We start from the raw sequence: 25,342 nt of genomic DNA, 5'->3' as shown, positions 1-25,342 counted from the left end.
AAGGTCAAATTTACACATTAAAGATGGCTTAGAAAAATCGTATTTTTGGAAAATAATAACCTTTAAGATGTTTTAAACTTTAGATAAGCTAAAAAAAATGGATATATCACGAAAATGGTGAAAAAGCAAATTGTAATTATTGGTGGCGGTGCGGCAGGTTTTTTTTGTGCAGCTAATTTGGACGAGGAAAAATATAATGTTGTGATTTTAGAGCAGAATTCTGATGTCTTGCAAAAGGTAAAAATATCTGGCGGCGGCAGATGCAACGTTTCGCACGCCTGTTTTGATCCACGAGAACTAGTTAATTTTTATCCACGCGGGAATAAAGAACTTCAAAGTGTTTTTAGTAGATTCCAGCCAGCAGATATGATGGATTGGTTGGAAAAAAGAAATATTGAAGTTAAAATCGAAGGTGATAATAGAGTTTTCCCAGAGAGTAATTCTTCGTCAAGTATTATCAATTGTTTTGTTAATGAAATTCAAAATAAAAAATTTGAAGTCAAAACTCAACAATCTGTTCAAAGTATTACCAAAGAAAAGGAGCAATTCTTAGTTAAAACAAAGTCCGATGAATTTATTGCGGATTATCTGGTTTACTGCACGGGAAGTGCGCCAAAATCTTTAAAAATTTTAGAGAATTTGAATTTTAAAACGGTTCCACCCGTTCCTTCACTTTTCACTTTTAATATTAAAGATGACGCTTTAAAAGATTTGATGGGAACTTCTTTTTTATATGCGGAAGTCTCAATTCCAGCTTTAAAAATAGAAGGATCAGGACCGATGTTAATTACACATTGGGGACTTTCTGGACCGGCAATTTTAAAAATATCTGCATGGAAAGCACTAGAACTAGCAAGTTTAAACTACAATTTTCAAATTGTAATCAATTTTTTAGGAATTGAAATTTCTGATGCAGAAGATTTATTTAAAGATTTTAAAGAAAATAATCCGAAGAAATCAATAGGGACAACGAAAATTTTTGATATTACAAGTAGATTTTGGCATCGTATTTTATGGCTATCAAAAATTGATTTAACTAAAAATATTTCGCAGTTAAATAAAATTGAGATACAAAATATTTTAGAAAATTTATGCAGTAGAAAGATGAAAGTAACGGGTAAATCAACTTACAAAGATGAATTTGTAACTGCTGGCGGTGTGGATTTAAAGGAAATTAATTTTAAAACCATGGAATCAAAAAATATTGAAAATTTCTATTTAGCTGGTGAAGTTTTAAATATTGATGCGGTAACTGGCGGTTTTAATTTTCAGGCTTGTTGGAGTGAAGCATGGATTATTGCGGAAGATTTAAATAATAAAAGGTAAAATTTAACAAAAAAATTAATTGCAAGTCAGTCATAAATCTTTTATATTGGATAAGAGTGAGAAGAAGAAAATTAGATATTCTCACTTCTGTAGGAATTGCGGTTGATGCAGTTGCCGCGTTTGTTTTCGTTTTGATATAGATTTTAGAATCAGCGAAAAATTCTATAAAAAAAATTAATGAGAAAATTTATTTTAATATTTGCGTTATTTACTTTTGGCTTTGCTTCTTCGCAGTTTAAAGATTCTATCGCACATAAAGAAGAAATCATTCCAACAAATGAACATCCTTCAGTATTTCCAAAAGGAATTGATGCTTTTCGAAAAATGATTTTGGATAATTTTAGAATGAAGAAGATTAAATCTCAAAAAAATATTTTTTGCGAAATTACATTTTTAGTTGAAAGAGATGGAACAATTTCAAATTTAAAAGCAGATGGTAATGATGAAAGTTTTAATAAAGAAGCCATTAGAGCAGTAAGTAAAATTACAGATAAATGGATTTCAGCGGAAATTAATGGTCAAAAAGTAAGAAGCCGATATAGAATTCCGTTAAATATCAATTATAAATAATTATTTCCCAATCATTTTTTTAATGGAATTCAGTTTCATTAAAGCTTCAATTGGCGTTAAAGTATTAATGTCAATTTTCGTTAATTCTTCACGGATACTTTCCAAGACCGGATCATCTAATTGGAAAAATGAAAGCTGAAGATTTTCTTCTGTCACACGTTTTATTTTTTCAGAATTCCCTTTGGTGCTGCGAGACTCTTCAAGTGTTTTTAAAATCTCAGAGGCGCGGTTGACCACTTTTGAAGGCATTCCTGCAATTTTGGCCACATGAATTCCGAAACTGTGTTCACTTCCGCCGGAGATTAATTTTCTTAAAAAAATAATATTGCCTTTATTTTCTTGTATTGAGACGTGAAAGTTTTTAATGCGTTCAAAATTGAGCGTCATTTCATTTAGTTCATGATAATGTGTGGCAAATAACGTTTTAGCTTGTGTGGGATGTTGGTGCAAATATTCGGCAATCGCCCAAGCAATTGAAACACCGTCGTAAGTAGAAGTTCCGCGGCCAATTTCATCTAAAAGGATAAGACTTCTGTCGGAAATATTGTTTAGAATATTGGCGGCTTCATTCATTTCCACCATAAAAGTAGATTCGCCAGAAGAAATATTATCGGTTGCGCCAACTCGTGTAAAAATTTTATCTAAAATTCCAATTTCAGCATGTTTTGCCGGAACAAAAGATCCAATTTGAGCTAATAAACACACAATTGCGGTTTGACGTAAAATAGCAGATTTCCCCGCCATATTTGGTCCGGTCACCATGATGATTTGCTGCGAATCTTTATCTAAAAAAATATCATTGGGAATATATTTTTCACCCAACGGCAATGCGTTTTCTATAATCGGATGTCGTGCTTCTTGCAGATTTATTTCAAAAGAATCGTTTAGAATAGGTTTTGTATAACTTTCAGTAACCGCTAATTCTGACAACGAAATTCCGACATCAATTTTTGCAATGAGTTTAGAATTATCTTGAATTCTATCGAGATAATTCATCACTTCTTCGCAAACTGTTCGATAAAGCGCATGTTCCAGTTTTGAGATTTTTTCTTCTGCGCCTAAAATTTGGTCTTCGTATTCTTTAAGTTGCGCAGTGATATAACGTTCTGCATTTACCAAAGTTTGTTTGCGAATCCATTCCTCCGGTACCTTGTCTTTATGTGCATTGCGAACTTCAATAAAATAACCAAAGACATTATTAAAGCTAATTTTTAAACTCGTAATGCCAGTACGTGCAATTTCGCGTGCGCACATTTCATCAAGGAAATTTTTACCTTTATTCTGCAAACTTCGCAAATAATCCAGCTCTTCAGAAATGCCTGATTTGATGACATTTCCTTTGTATAAATTGACAGGTAATTCTTGGTTGAGATTATTTTCCAAATAGATAATTAAATCTTTTTGCTCATCCAAGGGCTGAATCCAAGCTGAAACTTCTGGAAACTGATGCAATAATTCTCTTATTTTTTGAATGTTTATTAAACTCTGGCGAAGATAACCGAGCTCTTTCGGTGAAATTTTTTCTGCCGCGAGTTTTCCCATTAACCGGTCTAAATCTGAAATCGTTTTCAACTGGTCTAGAATTTCAAATTTAAGATTCTCTTCGTTGTTAAAAAATTCTATTAAATTCAATCTGCGATTAATGTCATTGACAGATTTCAAAGGTAAAATTAAACGTCTGCGCAGTAATCTTCCACCCATAGGCGTAATGGTTAGATCAATAATATCCAGCAAGCTTTTTCCTTCCGGATGATTAGAGTAGACAATTTCCAAATTACGCAACGTAAACTGATCCATCATTAAATAATCATCCTGCGGGATTTTATTTATTTTGGTAATATGTTGTAAAAGAGAATGATGCGTGTCTTCTACCAAATAGGCGAAAATTGCGCCGGCTGCGGTAATTCCTAATTTTAAATCAGCAACACCAAAACCTTTTAAAGAATTTGTTTTAAAATGAGCGGTCAGTTTTTCATTTGCATAAATATATTGAAACGCCCAATCCTCTAATTTAAAACAACTTCTATTTTTTAATTGAGAGGGAATTTCTGAAGTTCTTTGGTAAATGATTTCACTTGGGTCAAAAGTTGCAACCAGGTGTAATAATTTTTCTAAATTTCCTTCAGCGATAAGAAATTCTCCCGTAGAAATATCTACAAAAGCCATCCCGAATTTTTCTTTTTCTTTATGCAGCGAAAGCAAAAAATTATTTTTTTTAGAACTTAAAACCTGATCATTAAAAGTTACACCGGGCGTTATCAATTCGGTAACGCCTCTTTTTACAATGCCTTTTACCGTTTTTGGATCTTCCAATTGGTCACAAATCGCTACACGTAAACCAGCACGGACTAATTTTGGCAAATAAGTGTCAATGGAATGGTGCGGAAAACCAGCCAATTCAATATGTCCGTCGCCGTTGGCTCTTTTCGTTAAAACAATACCTAAAATTTTTGATGCTCGAATTGCATCTGCGCCAAAAGTTTCATAGAAATCGCCCACACGAAATAACAACAGGGCGTCAGGATATTTTCCTTTGATACCATTGTATTGCGTCATTAAAGGGGTTTCTTTTTTAGACATTAAATTTTTGGAATTATTTTTAGGTTAAAAATCTTAATTTTGTCAAAAATACGAAAAATGCAGCCTACGCAGAAATTGAAATTGGAAGAACTCGGGAGAATTGACGTACAAACTTTTAAAGAAATTAATAAAATCCCACTTGTTGTGGTTTTAGATGACGTACGAAGTATGCACAACGTGGGCGCCGTTTTTAGAACTTCTGATGCGTTTATTGTAGATAAAATTATTTTGTGTGGTATCACGCCAAAACCGCCGCATCGGGAAATTCACAAAGCTGCATTGGGTGCTACAGAAAGTGTAGATTGGATTCATGTAGAATCGATTGAACAAGCCTTGAGAAATTTAAAAAAGGAAAATTATCAAATAATTGGTATTGAACAAACTACAAATAGTATTTCCTTAGAAAAATTTGAAATTAAAAAAATTGAAAAATATGCAGTTGTTTTGGGTAATGAAGTTGATGGTTTAGGTGAAAATGCGCTTTCACTTTATGATCATTTTTTAGAAATTCCTCAGATGGGAACGAAGCATTCTTTAAATGTCAGTGTTTGCGGAGGTATTATAATTTGGGAATTTTTTAAAAATTTGATTTAGATTTATTTTTATAAGTAATTAAATTCAAAGATAAAATGGAATTTTGTAAGTTTTTAATTACTTATAAAAATAAATCTAAATCTAAATCAAATATTTTAAACATTCAAATTATTAAGAATGACTCCACTTCAGTAATGAGTTAGCATCAATTAAAAAAATGCAAGTACTAATTATTTTTTTGTTTCGCAGGATGCAATAGAATGACGGGGAAATTCTTTTTTGAAAGGATAACGATCCGTTTCAAAGATATTGTAACTACTTATAATGTATATTTCAATAATAATCAGATAGGAAATTTTTTATAAGCAATTAACTGTAATTGCTTATAAAATAGGAAACAACGGTTCAGATATTTCTTATTCTTTGGGATTACTTTTAATTTTAAGAAAAATAGATTAAGAAAAATAGATTAAAAAAAATTAATGATCTTAGCGGTGGTCGCAATTACAATAGTTTAAAATAGTCGTCTAAAATGCCTTTGGTAAAAGTTGACTGTAGAAAATAATCGCTAAATTAATTTTTTAAAAACTGGAAATGCATTTGGAATTTAAAGAGATTTACTCAAAACTTTACTCAAATTATTAAGCCAGATTCTTTACAATGTATAGCACTGAAAGCATTGATTTTTCAAAAAAGGTAAATTAATTTTAATGGCGTCGGATTAAAAGTAAGCTTTTGATTGGATTTATTTATTTTTCAACTTTTCGAAGTAATTGTGTTTAATTTTGGAAGATCATGCAGTCACAAAATTTTAATTTAAAAGAAAAAAGCCAGTTAAGAAATATCTTAGCTGGCTAGTAATTACAAATAATTTAAAAATTATTTTTTTTCCATCATCTTACCGTCTTTAGGCATCATTTTTCCATCTTTATCCATCATCATTCCGTCCTTGTCCATCATCATTCCGTTTTCCATCATCATTTTAGTACCGTCTTTATGCATAACCTGACCATTCATCATCACTTTGTCGCCATTTGGCATCGTCATGTCTTTGTCCATCATCATTGTTTTGCCGTCTTTCATCATCATCATTTTACCGTCTTTCATCATCATACCGCCATTTTTCATAGAACTGCTAGGAGCATCTGCCGCCATTGGAGCAGCTTGCATTCCAGTTGAATCTGCCATTGCAGGTGCCGCCATAGCGCTACTGTCGCTCATCATTGCAGAACTATCAGAATTTGCCATAGTGTTGGTTGTTTCTGTCTTTTTCTTACATGAAGCTAATACAACAGTTGCAGCCATTAATAAGATTACTTTTTTCATAAGATTAAATTTTTTGGATTAATTATGCTAATTTAATCTAAATAATTAAATGAATTTCTATTTTTGATACAAAATTGATAATTTCTAAATATTTGTTCCTTTTAAAATTTAAAGGTCATCCGAAACTTGCCAGGAAAAAAATCTATTATTACATTTTAAATTCTTTACAATCAATGATAAGCGCATTAGACAAAATAAAAGTAAACTTTTAAATTTATAATTAATTTTTACCTGCAGTTTTAAAAATTAATATAAAGTTTAATATATTTATTTCTTTCTTTCCGGATTTTGCTTTAGAAAAGCATCCCATCCGGTATAAGATTTTTCGGCTGAAATATTTCCAGAATTAAAATGATGACAAACTGCGACCGCCAATCCATCAGATGCATCTAAAGATTTTGTTGGAAATTCCTTTAAATTAAATAAATTTTTGAGCATTCCAGCAACCTGTTCTTTACTCGCATTTCCATTCCCGGTAATAGCCATTTTTACTTTTTTTGGGGAATATTCGCAAATTGGAACATCACGATGTAAACTGGCCGCCATTGCGACACCTTGTGCGCGACCCAATTTCAGCATTGATTGTACGTTTTTCCCGAAAAATGGGGCTTCTAAAGCCACTTCATCTGGATGAAATTCATCAATTAAAGCCAAGGTTTTATCGAAAATAATTTTTAGTTTAGTCTCGTGATTGGGGTATTTTTTTAATATTAGTTCGTGAATGGAAATAAGTTCCATTTTATTATTCTTTACCGAAATTAAGCCAAAACCCATAATTGCTGTTCCTGGATCAATTCCTAAGATTATTTTTTCGCTTTGCATTAAGGCAAATTTAAAGATTAAGTTTTAAAAAAATTGAAAAATATTTTATACATAAGAAAATTATGTATAACTTTGTTAGGTATTAAAACAAAAATTGTGGCTAAAAAGAATTCATTATATAAAGGAACACTTCAGAATATCATTTTAAAATTATTATCGTCTGAAGTAAAAATGTATGGTTATCAACTGACGCAGCGCGCGAAAGAACTCACGAAAGGCGAGTTAGAAATGACTGAAGGCGCACTTTATCCCTTACTTCACAAGTTAGAAAATGAAGGATTGATTTTCGCAGAATTGCAAAATGTAAATGGTCGCGACCGTAAATATTATTTCCTCACCAATAAAGGGAAACGCCAACAAAGCGAGCAGGAAGTAGAAATGAAAAGTTATCTGTTTAATCTAAATTCCATTTTTAACGTATGATTACCGAAAAACAAAAAGTCGAGATCTGTAACTATTTAAAGGCGAAAAAACTTTCGAACTCTATTCTAATGGAAGTTACTGACCATTTCATGTCTCAAATTACACAATTACGAGATGACGAAAATTTAGGTTTTGAAGAAGCTCTTTTAAAAACAAAAATACTTTGGCAAGATGAATTAAAAATGGTTAAAGGAGCTTTTTTATCGTTTAAACGAATCACTTCTTTAGAAAAAAAACTTTTGAAAAATAGATTTAATAAAATTATTGCTAGAAGTTTGTCATATACAATTCTTTTTTTTATTTTGAATTTATTTAATGCTGAAGTTTCAATTTATATTTTAATCTTTATGCTCTTTACAGCATTTTTAATCTTATTATACAATTTGATATTTAAAAAGTTAACATTCTTTGAATATATCAGTTTTTCATTACACCCTATAATTTTAAAAAGTCAATTAATTGCAATTTTATTATTTTATGTATTACTTCCGCTTATTTTAAAAATTTATACTCCAGTTTATGATATAAGAAATAGTTTTTTTATTTTAATTCTCGTTTTTCAAGTTTGTACACAAATACAACTTTTTATTTTTTACGAGAAAAAAATCAATGTATTAATATCTTGAGAAAGAAATCATATTTTATGTCAGAATTAGAACAAAATAAAATTCGAGATTATCTTTTATCCAAGAAACTTCCGATTGATATTTTAATCGAAGTTCAGGATCACTTTATTTCGCAAATTTCAGATTTGGAAAAAGAAGAAAACTTGGGTTTCAAAGATACGTTTGAGAAAACTAAAGAAAACTGGAAAAAAGACTTGACTTTTTCAAAACCATTTTATAAGATTGGAAATGCAGGCATTCCAACTACGAATTTTGAGAGAAAATTTAAAAGAGAAGCCAATTATAATATTTTTAAAATTACATTTCTAATTTTTATTACTTTCATTTTTCTTCTATCAATAATATTATTGAACGCAAATTATAAGGTTTTCAACAATTCAGTAAAGGGATTTTTAATTACATCTATAATTCTTTGTTATGGAAGTATTATTTTCAATTGGATTTATGTGTACTTGAATTTTAAAAATAAACTGAAAGATTATAAAGTTTCGATTTTTCAATGGCATATTTTCACGGTGTTTTCTTTGGGATATTTTGGATTAGTATATTTAAATCCTATGCAAACTTGGACCAATGAAATCTTCAACCATTATTTATCTTTTGTCGCTTTTTTAAAACTTACAACTTATCTTGTTTTGGTTTTTTCTTATATTTTTACAGCAATAAATCAAGTAAAATACTGTAAAACTTTGAAAAAAATAAAACCGCATTTAAAATTTACTTAAATGTTAAAAGAACAACAAGAAACAGAAATCCGCAATTATCTCTTGTCCAAGAAACTTCCGATTGATATTTTAATCGAAGTTCAGGATCACTTTATTTCGCAGATAAAAAATTTAGAATTTGATAAAAATTTGCAATTTCCTGAGGCTTTTAAAGAAGTAAAAGAAAATTGGCGGAAAGATTTGCAATTATCTTGGGCGGGCGGTTTTGATATGAATGACTCTAATGATTTTATGCGAAAAATTTCTAAGAATATTTTGCGGGTAAATTTATTTTCTACTTTGAAATTTAGTTTTTTAGGTCTTTTTCTTGCGCTTTTAGGAAATTTAGTTTTATCAGATATTGCTTTTAAATATTTTTTAGCAGGTTTACTTTCCTTAACATTTTCATTACCTTTAATTAATTTAATCGTCAATTTTAAGAAGTTTTGGTTTCCGAGAAAATATCAAAATCACATTCTCACACTTCATCAAGGATATACATTTCTCATTTTAACATTTCTGGTTATTTTAATGCAATATTTACAAAAAACAATAGATCACCCGGAATATTTTCAAATTTTTAATTATTCCCCTTCAAATAAAATAGAATTTTGGCGGGTAATTTTGATTTATTTGGGAATCTTTACTTTGTTTTCAATGGCAATTTTTACATTTATTTCTCAAATTAAATTTTTAATACAATTGAAAATTGTAAAACCATTTTTAAAATATTTAAAACCGGATTAAATTAATTTTAAAAATTTTATACCCTTTGTGAATTTACCTCGAAAATCCCTTATGACTTTGCGATTAAAAAATTTTTAATCCACTTTTAGCATCGCAATTTCATCTCTTAGTTTTGCCGCTTCAATAAAATCTAAATTTTTCGCCGCTTTTTCCATGGCTTTTTTCTTGGCTGCAATCAGAAGATCTGTATTTTCACCATAAGAGGCTTTTTCTTCCGCCACTTTTTGCAGCAGATCTTTTTGTGTGTATTTTGGATCGGGAAAATCTTTACTTCTTCCCACCATATTTTCACTTATTTTTTTATTTAAAGCGGTCGGAACCATGCCATGTTCGGCGTTATATTCCTTTTGTTTTTCCCGGCGATAATCAGTTTCATCAATGGCACGTTGCATGGAACCTGTAATTTTATCAGCATAAAGAATGGCTTTCCCGTTAATATTTCTCGCTGCCCGACCAATTGTTTGCACTAAAGAACGGCGTGAACGCAACATTCCTTCTTTATCAGCATCTAAAATCGCGACTAAAGAAACTTCAGGTAAATCCAGACCTTCACGCAATAAATTGACACCAACTAAAACATCAAAAACGCCTAAACGAAGATCCTGCATAATTTGAATACGCTCTAAAGTTTCTACGTCAGAGTGAATGTAACGTGTTCTGATGCCAAATTTCACAAAATATTTCGTCAATTCCTCCGCCATTTTTTTGGTTAAAGTTGTGACTAAAGTGCGCTCGTCAATTTCAACCCGTTTTTGGATTTCCTCAATTAAATCATCAATTTGATTCACAGAAGGTTTTATTTCAATAAGTGGATCCAGCAAACCTGTTGGTCTGATAATTTGTTCAATATAAGTGCCGCCAGATTTTTCAAGTTCATAATCTGCGGGTGTTGCAGAAACATAAATCACTTGATTTTGCATTTCCTCGAACTCGGGAAATTTTAAGGGACGGTTATCCATCGCAGCGGGAAGTCTGAAACCGTGTTCTACTAAAACTTCTTTTCTGCTTCTGTCGCCGCCATACATCGCGTGAACCTGTGGAATTGTCGCGTGACTTTCATCAATGACCATTAAAAAATCTTTCGGAAAATAATCCAATAAACAGAAAGGTCTAGTTCCAGGAAGCCTTCCATCCAAATAGCGGGAATAATTTTCAATTCCGCTGCAATAGCCAAGTTCTTTGATCATTTCCAGATCGAATTCCGTCCTTTCCTGCAAACGTTTGGCTTCAAATGGTTTTTCTATTTCTCTAAAAAAATCGACTTGTTTTACCATGTCATCCTGAATGGCACGGATCGCTCCAACCATCGTGTCCTTCGAGGTCACAAATAAATTAGCGGGATAAATCCTGATATTTTCAAAATCTGCTAATACGTTTCCGGAAACGGGATCAAAACTTTGAATCGTATCTATTTGATCACCAAAAAACTGGATACGAACCGCGCTGTCTGCGTACGCCGGATAAATATCTACCACATCGCCTTTCACACGAAACGTGCCGCGTTGAAACTCGTTCAACGTTCTGGAATAAAGCGCACTAACTAAAGCGTGAAGTAATTTTGTACGGGAAAGTTTTTCGTTTTTTTCAACTTCAATTAAAGATTTATTGAATTCTGCGGGATTTCCGATGCCGTAAATACAGGAAACTGACGCTACAATTAGAACATCTCGTCTGCCCGAAAGCAAACTTGCAGAAGCAGAAAGCCTTAATTTTTCTACTTCTTCGTTGATGGATAAATCTTTTTCAATGTAAGTGTTAGATGATGCAATAAACGCTTCCGGTTGGTAATAATCGTAATAACTTACAAAATATTCCACGGCATTATTTGGAAAAAACTCTTTGAATTCCATAAATAATTGCGCCGCCAAAGTCTTATTGTGCGCCAAAACTAAAGTTGGTTTCTGAACTTCATTGATGACATTCGCGATCGTAAAAGTTTTCCCAGAACCTGTTACACCTAAAAGTGTCTGGTATTTTTCACCAAGATTTAAACCTTTTACCAAACCTTCAATGGCTTGCGGTTGATCTCCGGTCGGTTTATATTCTGATTCTAATTGAAATTTCATATTATTTTTAAACTAAAAAAAGAACAAAAATTTAGTTTTGTTCTTTACAAAATTACGAAAAAAAGAAAGGAACTTTAATTACCCTAAATATTAAAATATTGGAATTTTATTACCTAGAATAATCTAAAATTATATTCTCTCAACATTGAGTAGATAAAAAAAGAGCAAATAAAATTCACTCTTTTTTATACCTTAGTATTTATCAATTTGCAAACTTAATTGTTAATGGCAATTTATAAACCGATTTTACTGGTTTTTCATCTTCAGTTGCAGGTTTCCATAATTGGGAAGAATTAATTGTTGAAACTGCTCTGATTGCTTCTTTGTTAAATGTTTCATTGCTTCCTTCTGCTCTAAAATTTGAGGTTTTTCCATTTTCATCAATATTAAAATAAATTTCTGACTTTACTAAACCTTCCTTTCCAGTCATAACTGCGGTGTTGAAGTTAGAGGCAACACCTGATCTAAAAGCATTGATTCCCCCAGGAAATTCCGCATTCGTTTTTACGGTTTCAACTTTTGGTGCTTTTGGTGGTGTTGGTGGAATCGCAGGCGTTGCAATTTCAGGTTTTTGTTCTAAAATCTGTTTTTTAGGTTTTAAAGTATCTGTTTTTATAATTTCATCTTTTTTGGCATTATCCAAAACAATTTTCTTGTCGTTTGATTTGAAAGCAATTTTGCTGATTTTTTTGGCAGATATATTTTCAGTTTTATTTTCTGCATATGTTTTTTGCACAAACAAAATAAACATCAAAGCAAAAATGGGCAACGTAAAAACCTTTTTCAGTGTCACAAATTTGGAGTTGGGTTTTGTCATCATAATAAATCGTTTTTTGGTATTGTTAAAATTAAATTGATTAGTAAAATTTCTATTTTGGTAAGTTGAGATTTCCTCTAAGATCAATTGTTGATAGAGTTTTATTTCAAAGTTTTTAGCTAAAACATTTTCATCTGCCAAAAATTCGTGATTGGTAATAATTGCTATTTTGTAAAAATAAAGTGCAGGATTAAACCAGGTAACTATTTTTAAGACCTCAATAAATACTAAATCCAAACTGTGTTTTTGATCAATATGATTTTTTTCGTGAAGATAAATCCGGTCATCAATTTTATAATTTTTAAAATAATTTTTACCTAAATAAAGCGTTCCAAAAAAACTAAAAGGCGATAGATTTTCCTCTAATATTTTAATTTTCGGATTATTTACTTGGACAATGTTTCCTTTTAGTTTTAAAATTTTAACAATAGAAATTATACTTTTCACCAAGAGAAAAAGCGTAATTACTGTATAAATTATGAGCAATAATTGACTCCAATTAAATCCAGAATTTACGGTATTTGCAGGAATCAGTATTTGAGAACTGGTGTCTTGAAAAATTAGCGCTGTTTGAGTTTTGGGCTTTTCTGGAAAATTTAAACTCAAAAATGGAATTAAGTAAGAAAAAGCCAAAGCAAAAATTAAATAAAACCGATTAAACCGAAAACTTTTTTCTTTTTCCAAGAAAAGATAATATAAACAAATTAATAGAGACGAACACAGAGCAATTTTTAAAATGTATATTTCCATAATTTAATCTTTTATTTGTTTATCGATCATATCCCGAAGTTCTTTGAGTTCCTTCTGCGATAATTTTGCATTTGCGGTAAAAAATGAAGCAAACTGTGTCACAGAATTATTGAAAAACTGATTGATTAAACCTTTCATTTCGCCGGTAAAGTATTTTCCTTTTTCAATTTTTGGAAAATATTCCCGAGAATTACCGAATGTTTTGTAACCAACAAGATTTTTATTTTGCATCCGTTTTAAAAGTGTTGCAACTGTTGTTGGCGCTGGTTTCGGTTCGGGAAAGGCGTCTAAAAGATCTTTCATAAAAGCAGTTTCTTTTTCCCAAAGCAAGTCCATTAATATTTTTTCCGTGTCCGTTAATTTCTTATTCATTTCTACAATAAATTATTATGTTCTACAAATGTAGAATAAAAATTTAAATGTGCAAATTATTTTGTGGTATTTATAAAAAATTGATGTAAATAGTTTGAATTTTGTAAATAAATAATTATCAATCAATGTCTTAAAGGAATAATTTTTGTTTCAGCACTTTTAAACTTTATTATGAATAATCTACTTATAAAATCGATAATGCTTGTTTTTTTTACTTTGTTAATTTCTTGTACCGGAAATTCACAGAGTCATAATAAAGAAGTAACCACCGTTAAAGTAAATGGTGAACTGCCAAATCCGGAAACTTTGGTAAAAAATTCACCGGAATATCAACCATCATTTGAGAACCAAACAAGAGTACAAGGTCTAAAATCTGAGGCAGAATATACAGTTGATATCATAAATTCAGATTTAAAGCAACCTTGGGGGATTATTAATTTACCAGATGGTAGATTTCTTGCGACTGAAAAAGGTGGAATAATGAAGATTTTGGGGACTGACGGAAAATTACAGTCTGAAATTAATGGCTTTCAAAACATAGACGTAAAAGGTCAAGGCGGTCTTCTGGATGTCGCTCTGGATCCAGATTTTAATTCTAACCGAACAATTTACTGGACTTTTTCTGAAAAAGTAATTGGTGGAAATCACACCTCCGTTGGAAAAGGAAGACTTTCAAGTGATGAAAAATTAATTGAAAATCCTGAAGTGATTTTTCGAGCAACACCTACTTATGATGGCGATAAGCATTTTGGCAGCCGTCTGCTTTTTGGCAAAGATGGAAATCTTTTTGTGAGTACTGGCGAACGCTCAGATTTGAAAACGAGACCTTACGCACAAAACAAAATGGCTTATTTAGGAAAAATTTTAAAAATTACAAAAGATGGAAAATCTGCCGTAGGAAATCCATTTTTAAATGATATTAAATCTAAACCTGAAATTTATTCCTACGGTCACAGAAATCCGCAAGGTTTGGCGATGGATGAAAATGGACAACTTTGGGAAGCGGAAATGGGTCCGAAAGGCGGTGATGAAATAAATTTAATTAAACCTGGAAAAAATTATGGTTGGGGAGATGTAACTTATGGAATTGAATATAACGGCAAAAAAATTAATAATGGAACGACCCACAAAGCTGGAACTGAGCAACCAGTTTATTATTGGGATCCATCAATCTCACTGAGTGGCATTACATTTTATACCGGAAACATTGCAGAATGGAAAGCCGATCTATTTTTGGGTTGTTTGAGCGGTCAAAAAATCATCCGATTAAAAATTGATGCTAATAAAGTTGTGGGCGAAGAATGGCTTCTTGGCGATAAAAATGAACGTTTTCGTGATGTTTTAAATGGAATAGATGGTAACCTCTATGCGATTACAGATAGTGGAAAACTTTATAAAATTTCTAAAAAATAAATAAAGTAATTATATAGTTTAAAAGAAAATTGTGCAGCAAAAGGTTTTTGAACTGCACAATTTAATTATTATAAAAAAGTTTTGATTTCTAAATTTCTTCTAATTTTACAGTAAAATGTCTTAAAATTTCTGGTTCCCAAATGATTTTGTAGCCTTTTTTGATTTCATTTCTGCGGTCAAAAACATTTTTTAAAGCGACAGCTATATAGTCCATGTGGTTGTTGGTGTAAGTTCTACGGGGAATTGCCAGTCGCAATAATTCTAATTTCGGATATCGGTTTTCTCGGGTTTCTGGATCACGGTCTGCGAGTAATGTTCCAATTTCTACAGAGCGAATTCCGGCTTCTTTAAATAATTCTAAGCCTAAAGTTTGTGCGGGAAATTCTTCTCTTTTTAAATGGGGTAAAAACTTCAAAGCATCAATAAAAATAGCATGTCCGCCAATCGGTTTCTGAATTGGAATACCATATTCAATCAATTTTTTCCCCAAATATTCTACTTGAGAAATTCTACTTTTCAAATAATCAAATTCTGTGGCTTCGTTTAAACCAACCGCTAAAGCTGCCATATCGCGTCCTGCCATTCCACCGTAAGTAATAAAACCTTCGAAAATGATAGTGAAATTCGACGCTTCCTGAAAAATTTTTTCATTGTTCAAAGCGATGAAACCACCGATATTGACCAAGCCGTCTTTTTTAGAACTCATCGTCATTCCATCACCATAAGAAAAAACTTCTTTGGCGATTTCTTTTATGGTTTTATTTTCCTGTCCAACTTCTCGGGTTTTAATGAAATAAGCATTTTCGGCGAATCGCGCAGCGTCAAAATAAACAGGGATTTCGTATTGGTCAGACAATCTTTTTACGGCTTTAATGTTTTCAAGTGAAACTGGTTGGCCGCCGGAGGAATTACAAGTTATTGTGATTAAGCAAAAAGGAATTTCTTCTTTTGGATGATTTTTGTAAACTTCTTCTAATTTATTTAGATCAATGTTTCCTTTAAATGGATGAAGGTCATCGACGTTAAAGGCTTTTTCTATAGTGCAATCTACTGCGTGCGCTTCTCGCATTTCAATGTGACCTTTTGTGGTGTCAAAATGGGAATTTCCAGGAACGATGTTTCCTTTTTTTACCAGGACTGAAAATAAAATATTTTCTGCGGCGCGTCCTTGATGCGTTGGTAACAAATAGTGAAATCCTGTTAGATTTTTTACGGTTTCATGTAAGGATTCAAACGAACGTGAACCCGCGTAACTTTCATCGCCAGACATTAGCGCAGACCATTGTCTATCGGACATTGCGCCAGTTCCGCTGTCTGTGAGAAGATCAATGTAAACATGGGAACTTTTGAGATTAAACAGATTAAAATGAGCGTCTTTTAGCCACTGAATTCTTTGTTCTTTAGTTGATTGATAAATTTCTTCAATCATTTTTATTCTATACGGTTCTGCGTAAGGTAATTTCATTGGTTTAATTTAAAAGTAAAAAGTAAAAAAGTGAATTGATGAATTGTGAACAGATTTTCTATCAAAAAAATTTTTTTGGAAATAGCGAAGATCTGCAGCCCGACTTGAACGGAACTCCTTTTTATTTGTGGGAGCGCGCTCTTCGCGCGTGCGTGCAATAAAAAGAGTGAGAGCGGAAGACGGAAAAGTCCGCCAAAAAAATAGAGAATCTATTCAGGTGCTTTAAAAACAGCGGCATCTGAATGAAAACCTGCAACGCCACCACTCACAGCGAATTTCATGGCATTTGCAGCGTCTACATTTTTTAAAATTTTGACATTAGTTGCTAATACAAAAACTACCCAACCGGAAACGGCGTAGGATTGTGGCATATAGACGGAAACGTAGCCTGGAAAACCGACTGAAGATAAGTCACTTTGCGTTAGAAAACCAACACGCCAGATTTCTGGAATTTCTGATGTTTGAACTAAAACGGGCACATTAAATTTCTTCTTATCTCCTACAAATGAAGACATGACATCTTTAAATGAGGTATAAATAAATTTAATTCCAGGTGTGTGTTCCAAAACATAATCAAGACTGTCTACTATAACTTTTCCTAAAATAAATTTATTACCGATAAAACCCACAAAAGCGGTTGCCAGGATAACAAGTACGAAAACCAACCCCGGAAACTGAGCAGAAATTGAGGGAATTAAATTATCTACTCCTGAGATAAAATACCAAATAATACCAATGGTAGCAGCGATTGGACCAATAATTACCAATCCTTGTAAAAAGAAGCGAAGAAAAAGTCTCAGGTAGTTATTGAATTTGCTATTCATTGGTTATTTTTGAATAATTTGTTAAGGTTTTATGATATCTTTAAGTTATTACACGCAAATGTTAATTTTACTGGCATAAATATTGAATTTCAATCTTAAACAAAAAATAAACTTATGCAAACTAAAAACATTTTTCTGAAACAAACTGAAAAAATTTCAATTTTTTTCTTTACCGCCTTTTTTAGTATCGCAGCTTTCGCTCAAGAGAAAGCGGCGGATCTAAAAGTTGATGTAAATACGACAAAAACCACGACATCTACAGATTGGTATACAAACCCAGTTTATTGGGTAATTGGTGCAGTTTTTCTGATTATTATTGTTGCCTTAATTTCAAGAGGTAACGGTAGAAGAGACTAAATTTCCTTTTAAAATTATCTAACAGTTTCTATTTTAGAAGCTGTTTTTTTTCGTAAAAATTCTAAAATTTTCCATCCAAAACTATCCAGTTTCTTTAAACTGAGTGCGATCCCAACGGCAAGTGAAACATTGATGAGGTAAATTATTACCATCAATAGGATCCAGTTTATATTTTCTTTTAATGGAACGACCACAAAATAGACCAAAGAGGAACTCATGCCCTGGGCAAAATAGAAGAAAATGGCGTTTCTGCCAATGTAATTTATAACATTGTCTTTACTGATTTTTAATCTGTTATATAGAATCAGAACTGTAATTAGAGAAAATAATGACCATAAAATATAACCGGTTTTTGGCGGGAATTTTTGCTTATTCATCAGATAAAAAGCATCTTTTCCAAAAGTGTAAAATAAAACGGCGAGTGAAATCCCCAAACATCCGTATAAAACTGGAATCCAATTTGTCGGTATTTTTTTTCCCTTTAATTGATGCGCCACTAAAAATACGGCTAGATAGTAAGCAACGTAGCCCACTTCGCCACCTGGATAATATTGTGGGAAAATATTAAATATTAAAGTACAGCCCAGACAAACTCCAATAAAAAACCAAATGTGTTTCGGGAAAAATTTTAAAATTAAAACACCAAAAACGGTGAGAATGTAATAGACTTTTAAATACCAAAAGCTCCCCATCACAACAGGGAAAGTGTCGGCATTGGTATATTGGTGCAAATACCAATTGCCGAGATTTTGCCATTGTGGAATTGTTGAAATATTTTGTGGGACATATTTCGACCCGAAAGTTGCGTAAAAATCCTGCAACCAAACCAATCCAAAAAAGTTTAAACCAAAAACCTTGAAAAAATAATCTAAGAAAAAGAGGAAGGTTACGAAAATCATATAAGTGATTTGCAGTTTCAAAAGACGGTAAAGTGTTTTTTCTATATTATTGCCAGAAGTAAGCCCGCTAAGTGCGAAAAAAATAGGAACGTCAAAAACCAAAGAAAATATTCTAATTTCGGGCGAAATATAATATTGTCCAGACCAATATGCGGTATGAATAAATATAATAGAAAGCGTTGCAAGTCCTTTAGCAAAATCTATATAGAGGTCTCTTTTCATTTGTAATATTTATTGTTTTTTTTTAGTCAAATGTAATCGCAAAATTCGCTTAATGCTTTTTTGCGAAGTTTTTTGCGGACGATTTCATAATTAGGTTTAACTTCTTCAAAAATAGATAAATTCCACTTTAGAAAAAATCTAAATTTTATGATCTGTAATTTAGAAATATTCTCTATATTTGCACCCTGAATTAATTAAAAATTTATAAACAATGTTTGCAATTGTAGAAATAGCAGGGCTCCAATATAAAGTTGGACAAGACCAAAAGCTGTTTGTAAACCGTTTGAAAGGAGACATAGGTTCAAAAGTATCTTTTGACAAAGTTCTTCTTACTGTGAACGGAGCAACAACTATCGGCGCCCCGGCTGTAAGCGGTATTACCGTAGATGCTGAAATAATCAACCACCTGAAAGCTGATAAAGTAATAATCTTCAAAAAGAAAAGAAGAAAAGGTTACGAAAAGAAAAACGGACACAGACAGTCTTTAACTCAAATTCAAATTACTGGTATTACTGGTTTTGATAATGACAAAAAAGAGGAGAAAAAAGCGGCGCCGAAAGCTAAAAAAGAAACTGCAGCGGAAGAAAAACCAGCAGTGAAAAAAGCAACTAAAAAAACTGACAGCGAGTCTGCAGAATAACATTAACCCAAAAACCTTAAAATAAAATGGCACATAAGAAAGGAGTTGGTAGTTCCAAAAACGGTAGAGAATCACATTCCAAGAGATTGGGTGTAAAGATTTTCGGTGGACAAGCCGCTATCGCTGGTAATATTATCGTGAGACAAAGAGGTACAACGCACCATCCTGGTTTAAACGTAGGAATGGGTAAAGACCACACTTTGCACGCTTTAGTAGACGGCAAAGTAGTTTTTAGAAAGAAAGCAAACGACAGATCTTTTGTATCTATCGAGCCGAACGCATAAGAAATTAGCGTTTTATAAAATTAAGATCCCGATTTATTCGGGATTTTTTTGTTTAGCATTTCTTCTAATTATTTGGGTAGCTTTTTCCGCCTTCCGTTCCCAAAACGAAGAATGAGTTTCGATGATTCAAATAAAAAAATGGATAAGAATTGAATCAATCTTTTTTTCAAATGCAAAAAAAGGATTTCCACTCAAGTCGGGCTGCGTAAGATTGTCTTCCTTAAAATATAGAAAGCGGTATTTAATTCAAAATGTAAAAATTTTAACCTTAATTGAAGCATAATTCTAAACCTGAAAATTACTTTAAAAAGTAGTAAATTTGCGCACGATATAAAATTCATGAAAAACATCAGAAATTTCTGCATAATTGCACATATTGACCACGGTAAATCTACTTTAGCAGACCGTCTTTTAGAATATACAAATACCGTTACTTCGAGAGAACTGCAGGCGCAGACTTTGGACGATATGGATATTGAAAAAGAGCGCGGAATTACCATAAAATCCCATGCCATTCAAATGGATTACGAGCATAATGGCGAGAAATATATTTTAAATCTAATTGATACGCCAGGACACGTTGATTTTTCTTACGAAGTTTCCCGTTCCATCGCCGCGTGTGAAGGCGCGCTTCTCATCGTGGATGCAGCGCAAAGTATTCAGGCACAGACAATAAGCAATTTATATTTAGCCTTGGAAAATGATTTAACCATCATCCCGGTTTTAAATAAAATTGATTTGCCTTCCGCCAATCCCGAAGAAGTAACGGATGAAATTATGAATTTAATCGGTTGCGAATACGACGATGTTTTAAGAGTTTCGGGTAAAACCGGAGAAGGTGTTCTTGACCTTTTAGAGCATATTGTCAACAGAATTCCAGCGCCAGTTGGTGATCCAGATGCTCCTTTGCAAGCTTTGATTTTTGATTCTGTTTATAATCCTTTTCGCGGTATTGAAGCGTACTTTAAAGTGATTAATGGCAGTATTAAAAAAGGCCAAAGAATCAAGTTCATGGCGACCAATAAAATGTATGAAGCCGACGAGGTCGGAACTTTAAAATTAAAACAAGCGCCTAAAAAAGAAATCTTGTGTGGTGATGTTGGTTACATTATTTCTGGAATAAAAGATGCACGTGAAGTAAAAGTAGGTGATACAATCACCTCATTTGAAAATGGCGCAACTGAAGCAATTGATGGTTTTGAAGAAGTAAAACCGATGGTTTTTGCGGGAATCTATCCTATAGAATCCGAAGATTTTGAAGAACTAAGATTTTCGCTGGAAAAGTTGAGATTAAATGATGCGTCGTTGGTTTTCGAACCAGAAAGTTCGGCAGCCTTGGGTTTTGGTTTCCGTTGCGGTTTTTTAGGAATGCTTCACATGGAAATTGTGCAGGAAAGATTAGACCGCGAATTTAATATGGACGTCATTACAACCGTTCCAAATGTTTCTTACCATGGTTATTCTAAAAGAGAGCCGGAAAAAACTATTTTGATTAATAATCCTTCAGAGATGATGGATCCCACCACCTTAGATCGCGTTGAGGAACCTTTCATTAAAGCTTCAATCATTACAAAATCAGATTTCGTCGGCAGTGTAATGACCTTGTGTATTGAGAAACGCGGTGAAATTGTAAACCAATCTTATTTAACCTCCGATAGAGTAGAATTGGTTTTTAATATGCCTTTAGCCGAAGTTGTTTTTGATTTTTATGACCGTTTAAAGTCTATTTCAAAAGGTTATGCGTCTTTTGATTACCATCCAATTGGAATGCGTGCGTCAAAACTTGTTAAAATGGACATTTTAATTAATGGAGATATGGTCGATGCTTTATCTTCGTTAATTCACGATAGCAATGCTTTTAACATTGGTAAAAAAATGTGTGAAAAACTACGCCAGTTGATTCCGCGTCAGCAATTTGATATCGCTATTCAGGCGGCTCTAGGCGCCAAAGTAATTGCCCGTGAAACCATTAAAGCTTTACGAAAAGACGTTACTGCAAAATGTTACGGTGGTGATATTTCCCGTAAAAGAAAATTGTTAGAAAAGCAGAAAGAAGGTAAAAAGAAGATGAAACAGATCGGTCGTGTAGAAGTACCGCAATCGGCATTTATGGCAGTTTTGAAACTGAATGATTAATTCCGATTTCAGTTTTCCGGAAATTATTCGGCACTTTTATTGAATTAATCCGAGGTGAAAAATTTTATAAGAGTTGCTTTAGGCTTAGCGATGATCGGCGCAGGAATCGGTCATCTTTCTTTCCTGCGGGGCACCTTTCAAGTTCAAGTTCCAGATGGGATTCCTTTTTCCAAGGATTTTGTAGTCTTAGCATCCGGAATTGTGGAAATTTCGTTTGGTCTGGCCATGGTTTTTTTAGCAAAGCAAAAAGAATATGTTGGTTTAATTTTAGCCATATTTTACGTCCTTATTTCCCCGGGGAATATTCATCAGTATCAACAACATTTAGACGGCTTTGGTTTAAACACCGATGCGAAAAGGTTAGGGCGATTATTTTTCCAACCAGTGCTAATATTTCTCACACTTTATTCTACAGAAGGTTGGAAATTATTAAAGAAAAAATAGAAACTTTACTTCTTTTTAGTCCGAACTTTTTTTACCTGATCCTTGATGAAGGGATATTTCAGCTGCATATCTTCCGATAAATCTGCATCTAAACTCAGCGCGGTTTTAAGACTCTCACGGCCTTGTTTCTCCTGATTCAAGTGAAAATGGCAATTACTTTTTTGGTAAAATAGTTCTGCTCGATTGTGAACTTTTAATGCTTTTTCAACAGCCTCCAAAGCTTCTGGAAAGTCGCCTAGAAGCATTAAAACTTCGGTGTAAGCGTACCAATTGTAAAAGCGTGATGGTTCATGATCCAAAAGGATTTTTATGCATGCCACGCTTTCTTCAAAATTTCCAGCATCAATGTGTAAAAATGCTAATCTTTTTTGATAATCAAGATTAAATTCATTTAATGACCCTGCTTCTTTTGCGAAATGTAAAGCTTCTTTCATAGAGCCCATTTCCTCATAAATATAAGATTGCTCCGTCATAGAAAGATAAAACTGTGGATCTTCGCGTAAAGATTTTTGAAAGTAATTGAGTGCCTGAATGGGTAATTTTCCTTCTTTATAGCAAAGTCCAATTTTGTAAAGCGTGAAGGCTTTTGTGTACTCCAAATCCAGCATTTCTTCATAAACTTCTATGGCTTTCTGCCAGTCTTTCATCGCCTCAAAACACGCTGCCTTATTCGCATAAACGCCTACTGATTGAGAATTTATCGCTAAAAGAAAATCAAAACCTTTAATGGCTTCTTCATAATTTTTTTTATTAAAGAAAAACTGTCCATACTCGTACCAAGCAGTTTCTGCAAAAGGAAACTCGTCTAAATATTTATTTAAAAAATCAATAGCTTCTTCACCACGATTCATTTCATTAAAACAAACCATCGCATTTTCTAAAGAATAGTCATCCTGAGAATCAAGCTGTAAAGCAATTTTATAATGTTTTAAAGCATTAAATGGATCACCCAAATTATGATATTCATCTGCAATGAAATTGTGCAGGAAATTTTCTTCCTCTTTTAAAACCAAAGCCTGCTCACAATATTCGATAGATTTTTTGGGATTTCCCAAATTGCTGTAATATTTGGCGCAACAAATTAAAAAATCTGTATTTTCTTGGGCAGATTCTTTTAACTCTGAAAGTAATTCTTTGGCTTTTTTGTAATTTTCCAAATCCAAATAAACTTCCATTTGTTTTATTTTAATTTCCAGGGAATTGGGATGAAGTTTCAACGCAAAATTAGTAGCCATTTCTGCAAAGCTAATATCTCCCATTTCCAGATAGTAAATAATGATATCCTCTAATTCTTCGGTATCGAAGTATAGTTCTTCATTATTTTCTACCATGTCTTCGAACTTTTTAACAAGTTCATTTTCAAAAAATTCTTCCAATATGTATTTTTGTTTTTTCTATTTCTGTAAATATTTTACAGTTTTGAAAAAGTTTTTTAATTAATATTTTTTTTTCTTCTAAATACTTCCAAAGCTTCATTATAAAGAACGTGTTCTTTGCTAATGTCTCTAAAGTTTTAAATAAAGTTAAGCAAAATTTAAATTAAACTTTTAATTTTCTCAATCATTTTATCGCCTAAATCATCAGCTTCTTCCTGTGAAAAGGCTTCCGTGTAGATTCTGATAATTGGTTCTGTATTAGATTTTCTTAAATGTACCCAATTATTTTCAAAATCTATTTTTACACCATCAACTGTAGAAACTTCTTCGTTTTGATACTCTTTTTCCATTTTTGTTAAAAGCGAATCGACATCTATTTCCGGTGTTAATTGTATTTTCTTCTTACCCATAAAATAACTTGGATAAGTCGCGCGCAATTCCGAAACTGTTTTATTTTCTTTTGCTAAATGTGTTAAAAACAAAGCGACACCAACCAAAGAATCTCTGCCGTAATGCAAATCTGGATAAATAATGCCACCGTTTCCTTCCCCGCCAATTACAGCATTTTTCTCTTTCATTAAATTCACCACATTTACTTCGCCAACGGCGCTTGCAAAATAATCTGAACCATACTTTTTTGCAATATCTCTTAAAGCACGGCTTGAACTTAAATTTGAAACCGCAACGCCTTTTTTATTTTTTAATAAATAATCTGCAACGGCAACTAAAGTATATTCTTCACCAAACAAATTGCCGTTTTCATCGACCAAAGCCAATCGGTCAACATCAGGATCAACGACAATTCCAACGTCTGCTTTCTCCGATTTTACCAGTTCACAAATATCTCCTAAATGTTCTTTCAAAGGTTCCGGATTGTGCGGAAATTGACCGTTTGGTTCACAGTATAATTTAATTGTTTCGCAGCCTAATTTATCCAAAAGCATCGGAATTGCTATTCCACCAGTAGAATTTACGGCATCTAGAACCACTTTATATTTTTTTGCTTTTATAGCATCCGCATCAACCATCGGTAAATCTAAAATCTTCTGAATGTGAATGTCAAATGCATCTTCGCGTGTTTCATATGTGCCCAAATGATCAACTTCAGCAAAATCAAAACTTTCATCGGCGGCTAGTTTTAAAACATCTGCTCCGTTTTCACTATTGATAAATTCGCCTTTCTCATTCAATAATTTTAAAGCGTTCCACTCTTTTGGATTATGAGAAGCAGTTAAAATTATGCCGCCATCTGCGTTTAATTCTGGGACCATTATTTCAACAGTTGGCGTCGTAGAAAGTCCTAAATCTATCACATTAATTCCCAGCCCTTGCAAAGTAGCGCAAACCAAAGAATTAACCATTTTACCGGAAATCCTCGCATCACGACCCACAACAATGGTCAGATTTTTTTTATTTTTATTTGTTTGAAGCCAGGTTCCGAAAGCGGCTGAAAATTTAACCACATCTAACGGCGTGAGGTTTTCATCAACTTTTCCACCGATTGTACCGCGGATTCCGGATATACTTTTTATTAAAGACATAAAAAAAATTATTAAATATTTGCTTATGCAAAAATACAGAAATTAGAAGAGAAGTTAGAATTTAGAAACAGCAACTCA

The 25,342-nt window shown here is 32.6% G+C and carries 24 protein-coding genes; 13 read left to right on the top strand and 11 right to left on the bottom strand.

From position 1 onward, the window contains the following. Positions 1-114: 114 nt before the first annotated feature. Together ACVBED_RS10510 and ACVBED_RS10505 are read left to right on the top strand one after the other, a co-directional pair. The gene (locus ACVBED_RS10510) at positions 115-1,326 is read left to right on the top strand and encodes a BaiN/RdsA family NAD(P)/FAD-dependent oxidoreductase (protein WP_447120232.1); all 1,212 of its coding nucleotides are present in this window, start codon (positions 115-117) and stop codon (positions 1,324-1,326) included. A 177-nt stretch (positions 1,327-1,503) separates the two neighbouring features. Then, positions 1,504-1,896 (top strand): energy transducer TonB, encoded by a 393-nt coding sequence (locus ACVBED_RS10505; protein WP_447120231.1) that lies wholly within the window; start codon positions 1,504-1,506, stop codon positions 1,894-1,896. Here ACVBED_RS10505 and mutS read toward each other — a convergent pair whose 3' ends face one another. Beyond that, positions 1,897-4,476 (bottom strand): DNA mismatch repair protein MutS, encoded by a 2,580-nt coding sequence (gene mutS, locus ACVBED_RS10500; RefSeq protein WP_473094979.1) that lies wholly within the window; start codon positions 4,474-4,476, stop codon positions 1,897-1,899. It lies immediately after the preceding gene. Between the two features lie 57 nt (positions 4,477-4,533). Here mutS and ACVBED_RS10495 point away from each other — a divergent pair, with 57 nt between their 5' ends. Beyond that, positions 4,534-5,070 carry an RNA methyltransferase gene (locus tag ACVBED_RS10495; protein ID WP_473094978.1) on the top strand — a complete coding sequence of 179 codons (537 nt, stop codon included), beginning with the start codon at positions 4,534-4,536 and terminating at the stop codon, positions 5,068-5,070. Positions 5,071-5,889: 819 nt separating this feature from the next. Here the strand turns inward: ACVBED_RS10495 and ACVBED_RS10490 are convergent. Further along, complete coding sequence (locus tag ACVBED_RS10490) at positions 5,890-6,336, bottom strand: DUF6799 domain-containing protein (RefSeq protein ID WP_447120230.1); 447 nt, start codon at positions 6,334-6,336, stop codon at positions 5,890-5,892. A gap of 267 nt (positions 6,337-6,603) precedes the next feature. After that, positions 6,604-7,158, bottom strand: coding sequence for a crossover junction endodeoxyribonuclease RuvC (gene ruvC / locus ACVBED_RS10485; protein ID WP_473094977.1), 555 nt, complete (start codon positions 7,156-7,158; stop codon positions 6,604-6,606). Between the two features lie 96 nt (positions 7,159-7,254). On the opposite strand from ruvC, the gene ACVBED_RS10480 reads away from it, so the two are divergent. From ACVBED_RS10480 to ACVBED_RS10465, 4 genes are all read left to right on the top strand, one after another. Further along, positions 7,255-7,581 (top strand): PadR family transcriptional regulator, encoded by a 327-nt coding sequence (locus ACVBED_RS10480; RefSeq protein ID WP_447120229.1) that lies wholly within the window; start codon positions 7,255-7,257, stop codon positions 7,579-7,581. 68 nt (positions 7,582-7,649) lie between these two features. Beyond that, a complete protein-coding gene (locus ACVBED_RS10475) occupies positions 7,650-8,207 on the top strand; it encodes a hypothetical protein (RefSeq protein ID WP_447120228.1) in 558 nt (185 codons plus the stop codon). Between the two features lie 17 nt (positions 8,208-8,224). Next, positions 8,225-8,932 (top strand): hypothetical protein, encoded by a 708-nt coding sequence (locus tag ACVBED_RS10470; RefSeq protein WP_447120227.1) that lies wholly within the window; start codon positions 8,225-8,227, stop codon positions 8,930-8,932. After that, positions 8,933-9,658, top strand: coding sequence for a hypothetical protein (locus ACVBED_RS10465; RefSeq protein WP_473094976.1), 726 nt, complete (start codon positions 8,933-8,935; stop codon positions 9,656-9,658). Positions 9,659-9,732: 74 nt separating this feature from the next. Here ACVBED_RS10465 and uvrB read toward each other — a convergent pair whose 3' ends face one another. The 3 genes from uvrB to ACVBED_RS10450 all read right to left on the bottom strand — a co-directional run bounded on the left by uvrB (position 9,733) and on the right by ACVBED_RS10450 (position 13,663). Beyond that, positions 9,733-11,724: an excinuclease ABC subunit UvrB gene (gene uvrB / locus ACVBED_RS10460; protein WP_473094975.1), complete on the bottom strand. Its 1,992-nt coding sequence runs from the start codon at positions 11,722-11,724 to the stop codon at positions 9,733-9,735. Positions 11,725-11,926: 202 nt separating this feature from the next. Beyond that, positions 11,927-13,291 (bottom strand): M56 family metallopeptidase, encoded by a 1,365-nt coding sequence (locus ACVBED_RS10455; RefSeq protein WP_473094974.1) that lies wholly within the window; start codon positions 13,289-13,291, stop codon positions 11,927-11,929. Between the two features lie 3 nt (positions 13,292-13,294). Further along, complete coding sequence (locus tag ACVBED_RS10450) at positions 13,295-13,663, bottom strand: BlaI/MecI/CopY family transcriptional regulator (protein WP_447120222.1); 369 nt, start codon at positions 13,661-13,663, stop codon at positions 13,295-13,297. A gap of 171 nt (positions 13,664-13,834) precedes the next feature. Between ACVBED_RS10450 and ACVBED_RS10445 the strand changes: the two genes are divergently transcribed. Then, on the top strand, positions 13,835-15,076 hold the full coding sequence (locus ACVBED_RS10445) for a PQQ-dependent sugar dehydrogenase (RefSeq protein ID WP_447120221.1): 1,242 nt from the start codon (positions 13,835-13,837) through the stop codon (positions 15,074-15,076). Between the two features lie 88 nt (positions 15,077-15,164). On the opposite strand, the gene ACVBED_RS10440 is transcribed toward ACVBED_RS10445, so the two are convergent. Beyond that, complete coding sequence (locus ACVBED_RS10440; protein WP_447120220.1) at positions 15,165-16,541, bottom strand: tryptophanase; 1,377 nt, start codon at positions 16,539-16,541, stop codon at positions 15,165-15,167. 209 nt (positions 16,542-16,750) lie between these two features. Beyond that, positions 16,751-17,365, bottom strand: a complete 615-nt coding sequence (locus tag ACVBED_RS10435; protein WP_447120219.1) for a DUF502 domain-containing protein — start codon at positions 17,363-17,365, stop codon at positions 16,751-16,753. Between the two features lie 114 nt (positions 17,366-17,479). Here ACVBED_RS10435 and ACVBED_RS10430 point away from each other — a divergent pair, with 114 nt between their 5' ends. Beyond that, positions 17,480-17,722, top strand: a complete 243-nt coding sequence (locus ACVBED_RS10430; RefSeq protein ID WP_447120218.1) for a hypothetical protein — start codon at positions 17,480-17,482, stop codon at positions 17,720-17,722. 14 nt (positions 17,723-17,736) lie between these two features. On the opposite strand, the gene ACVBED_RS10425 is transcribed toward ACVBED_RS10430, so the two are convergent. After that, positions 17,737-18,843 carry an acyltransferase family protein gene (locus tag ACVBED_RS10425; protein ID WP_447120217.1) on the bottom strand — a complete coding sequence of 369 codons (1,107 nt, stop codon included), beginning with the start codon at positions 18,841-18,843 and terminating at the stop codon, positions 17,737-17,739. Positions 18,844-19,054: 211 nt separating this feature from the next. Between ACVBED_RS10425 and rplU the strand changes: the two genes are divergently transcribed. From rplU to ACVBED_RS10405, 4 genes are all read left to right on the top strand, one after another. Further along, entirely contained in the window at positions 19,055-19,483 is a 429-nt protein-coding gene (gene rplU, locus ACVBED_RS10420) for a 50S ribosomal protein L21 (RefSeq protein WP_447120216.1), read from the top strand. Between the two features lie 26 nt (positions 19,484-19,509). Next, positions 19,510-19,767, top strand: a complete 258-nt coding sequence (gene rpmA, locus ACVBED_RS10415) for a 50S ribosomal protein L27 (protein WP_473094973.1) — start codon at positions 19,510-19,512, stop codon at positions 19,765-19,767. 339 nt (positions 19,768-20,106) lie between these two features. Further along, the gene (gene lepA, locus ACVBED_RS10410) at positions 20,107-21,903 is read left to right on the top strand and encodes a translation elongation factor 4 (protein ID WP_447120215.1); all 1,797 of its coding nucleotides are present in this window, start codon (positions 20,107-20,109) and stop codon (positions 21,901-21,903) included. Between the two features lie 54 nt (positions 21,904-21,957). Further along, positions 21,958-22,347 carry a DoxX family protein gene (locus ACVBED_RS10405; protein WP_447120214.1) on the top strand — a complete coding sequence of 130 codons (390 nt, stop codon included), beginning with the start codon at positions 21,958-21,960 and terminating at the stop codon, positions 22,345-22,347. A gap of 5 nt (positions 22,348-22,352) precedes the next feature. Here ACVBED_RS10405 and ACVBED_RS10400 read toward each other — a convergent pair whose 3' ends face one another. Together ACVBED_RS10400 and glmM are read right to left on the bottom strand one after the other, a co-directional pair. Further along, a complete protein-coding gene (locus ACVBED_RS10400) occupies positions 22,353-23,723 on the bottom strand; it encodes a tetratricopeptide repeat protein (protein WP_473094972.1) in 1,371 nt (456 codons plus the stop codon). Between the two features lie 158 nt (positions 23,724-23,881). Then, entirely contained in the window at positions 23,882-25,264 is a 1,383-nt protein-coding gene (gene glmM / locus ACVBED_RS10395; protein WP_447120212.1) for a phosphoglucosamine mutase, read from the bottom strand. Between the last annotated feature and the right edge of the window lie 78 nt (positions 25,265-25,342).

The sequence above is a fragment of the Halpernia sp. GG3 genome, assembly GCF_052976925.2.
This window is presented reverse-complemented; position numbering and strand designations above follow the sequence as displayed.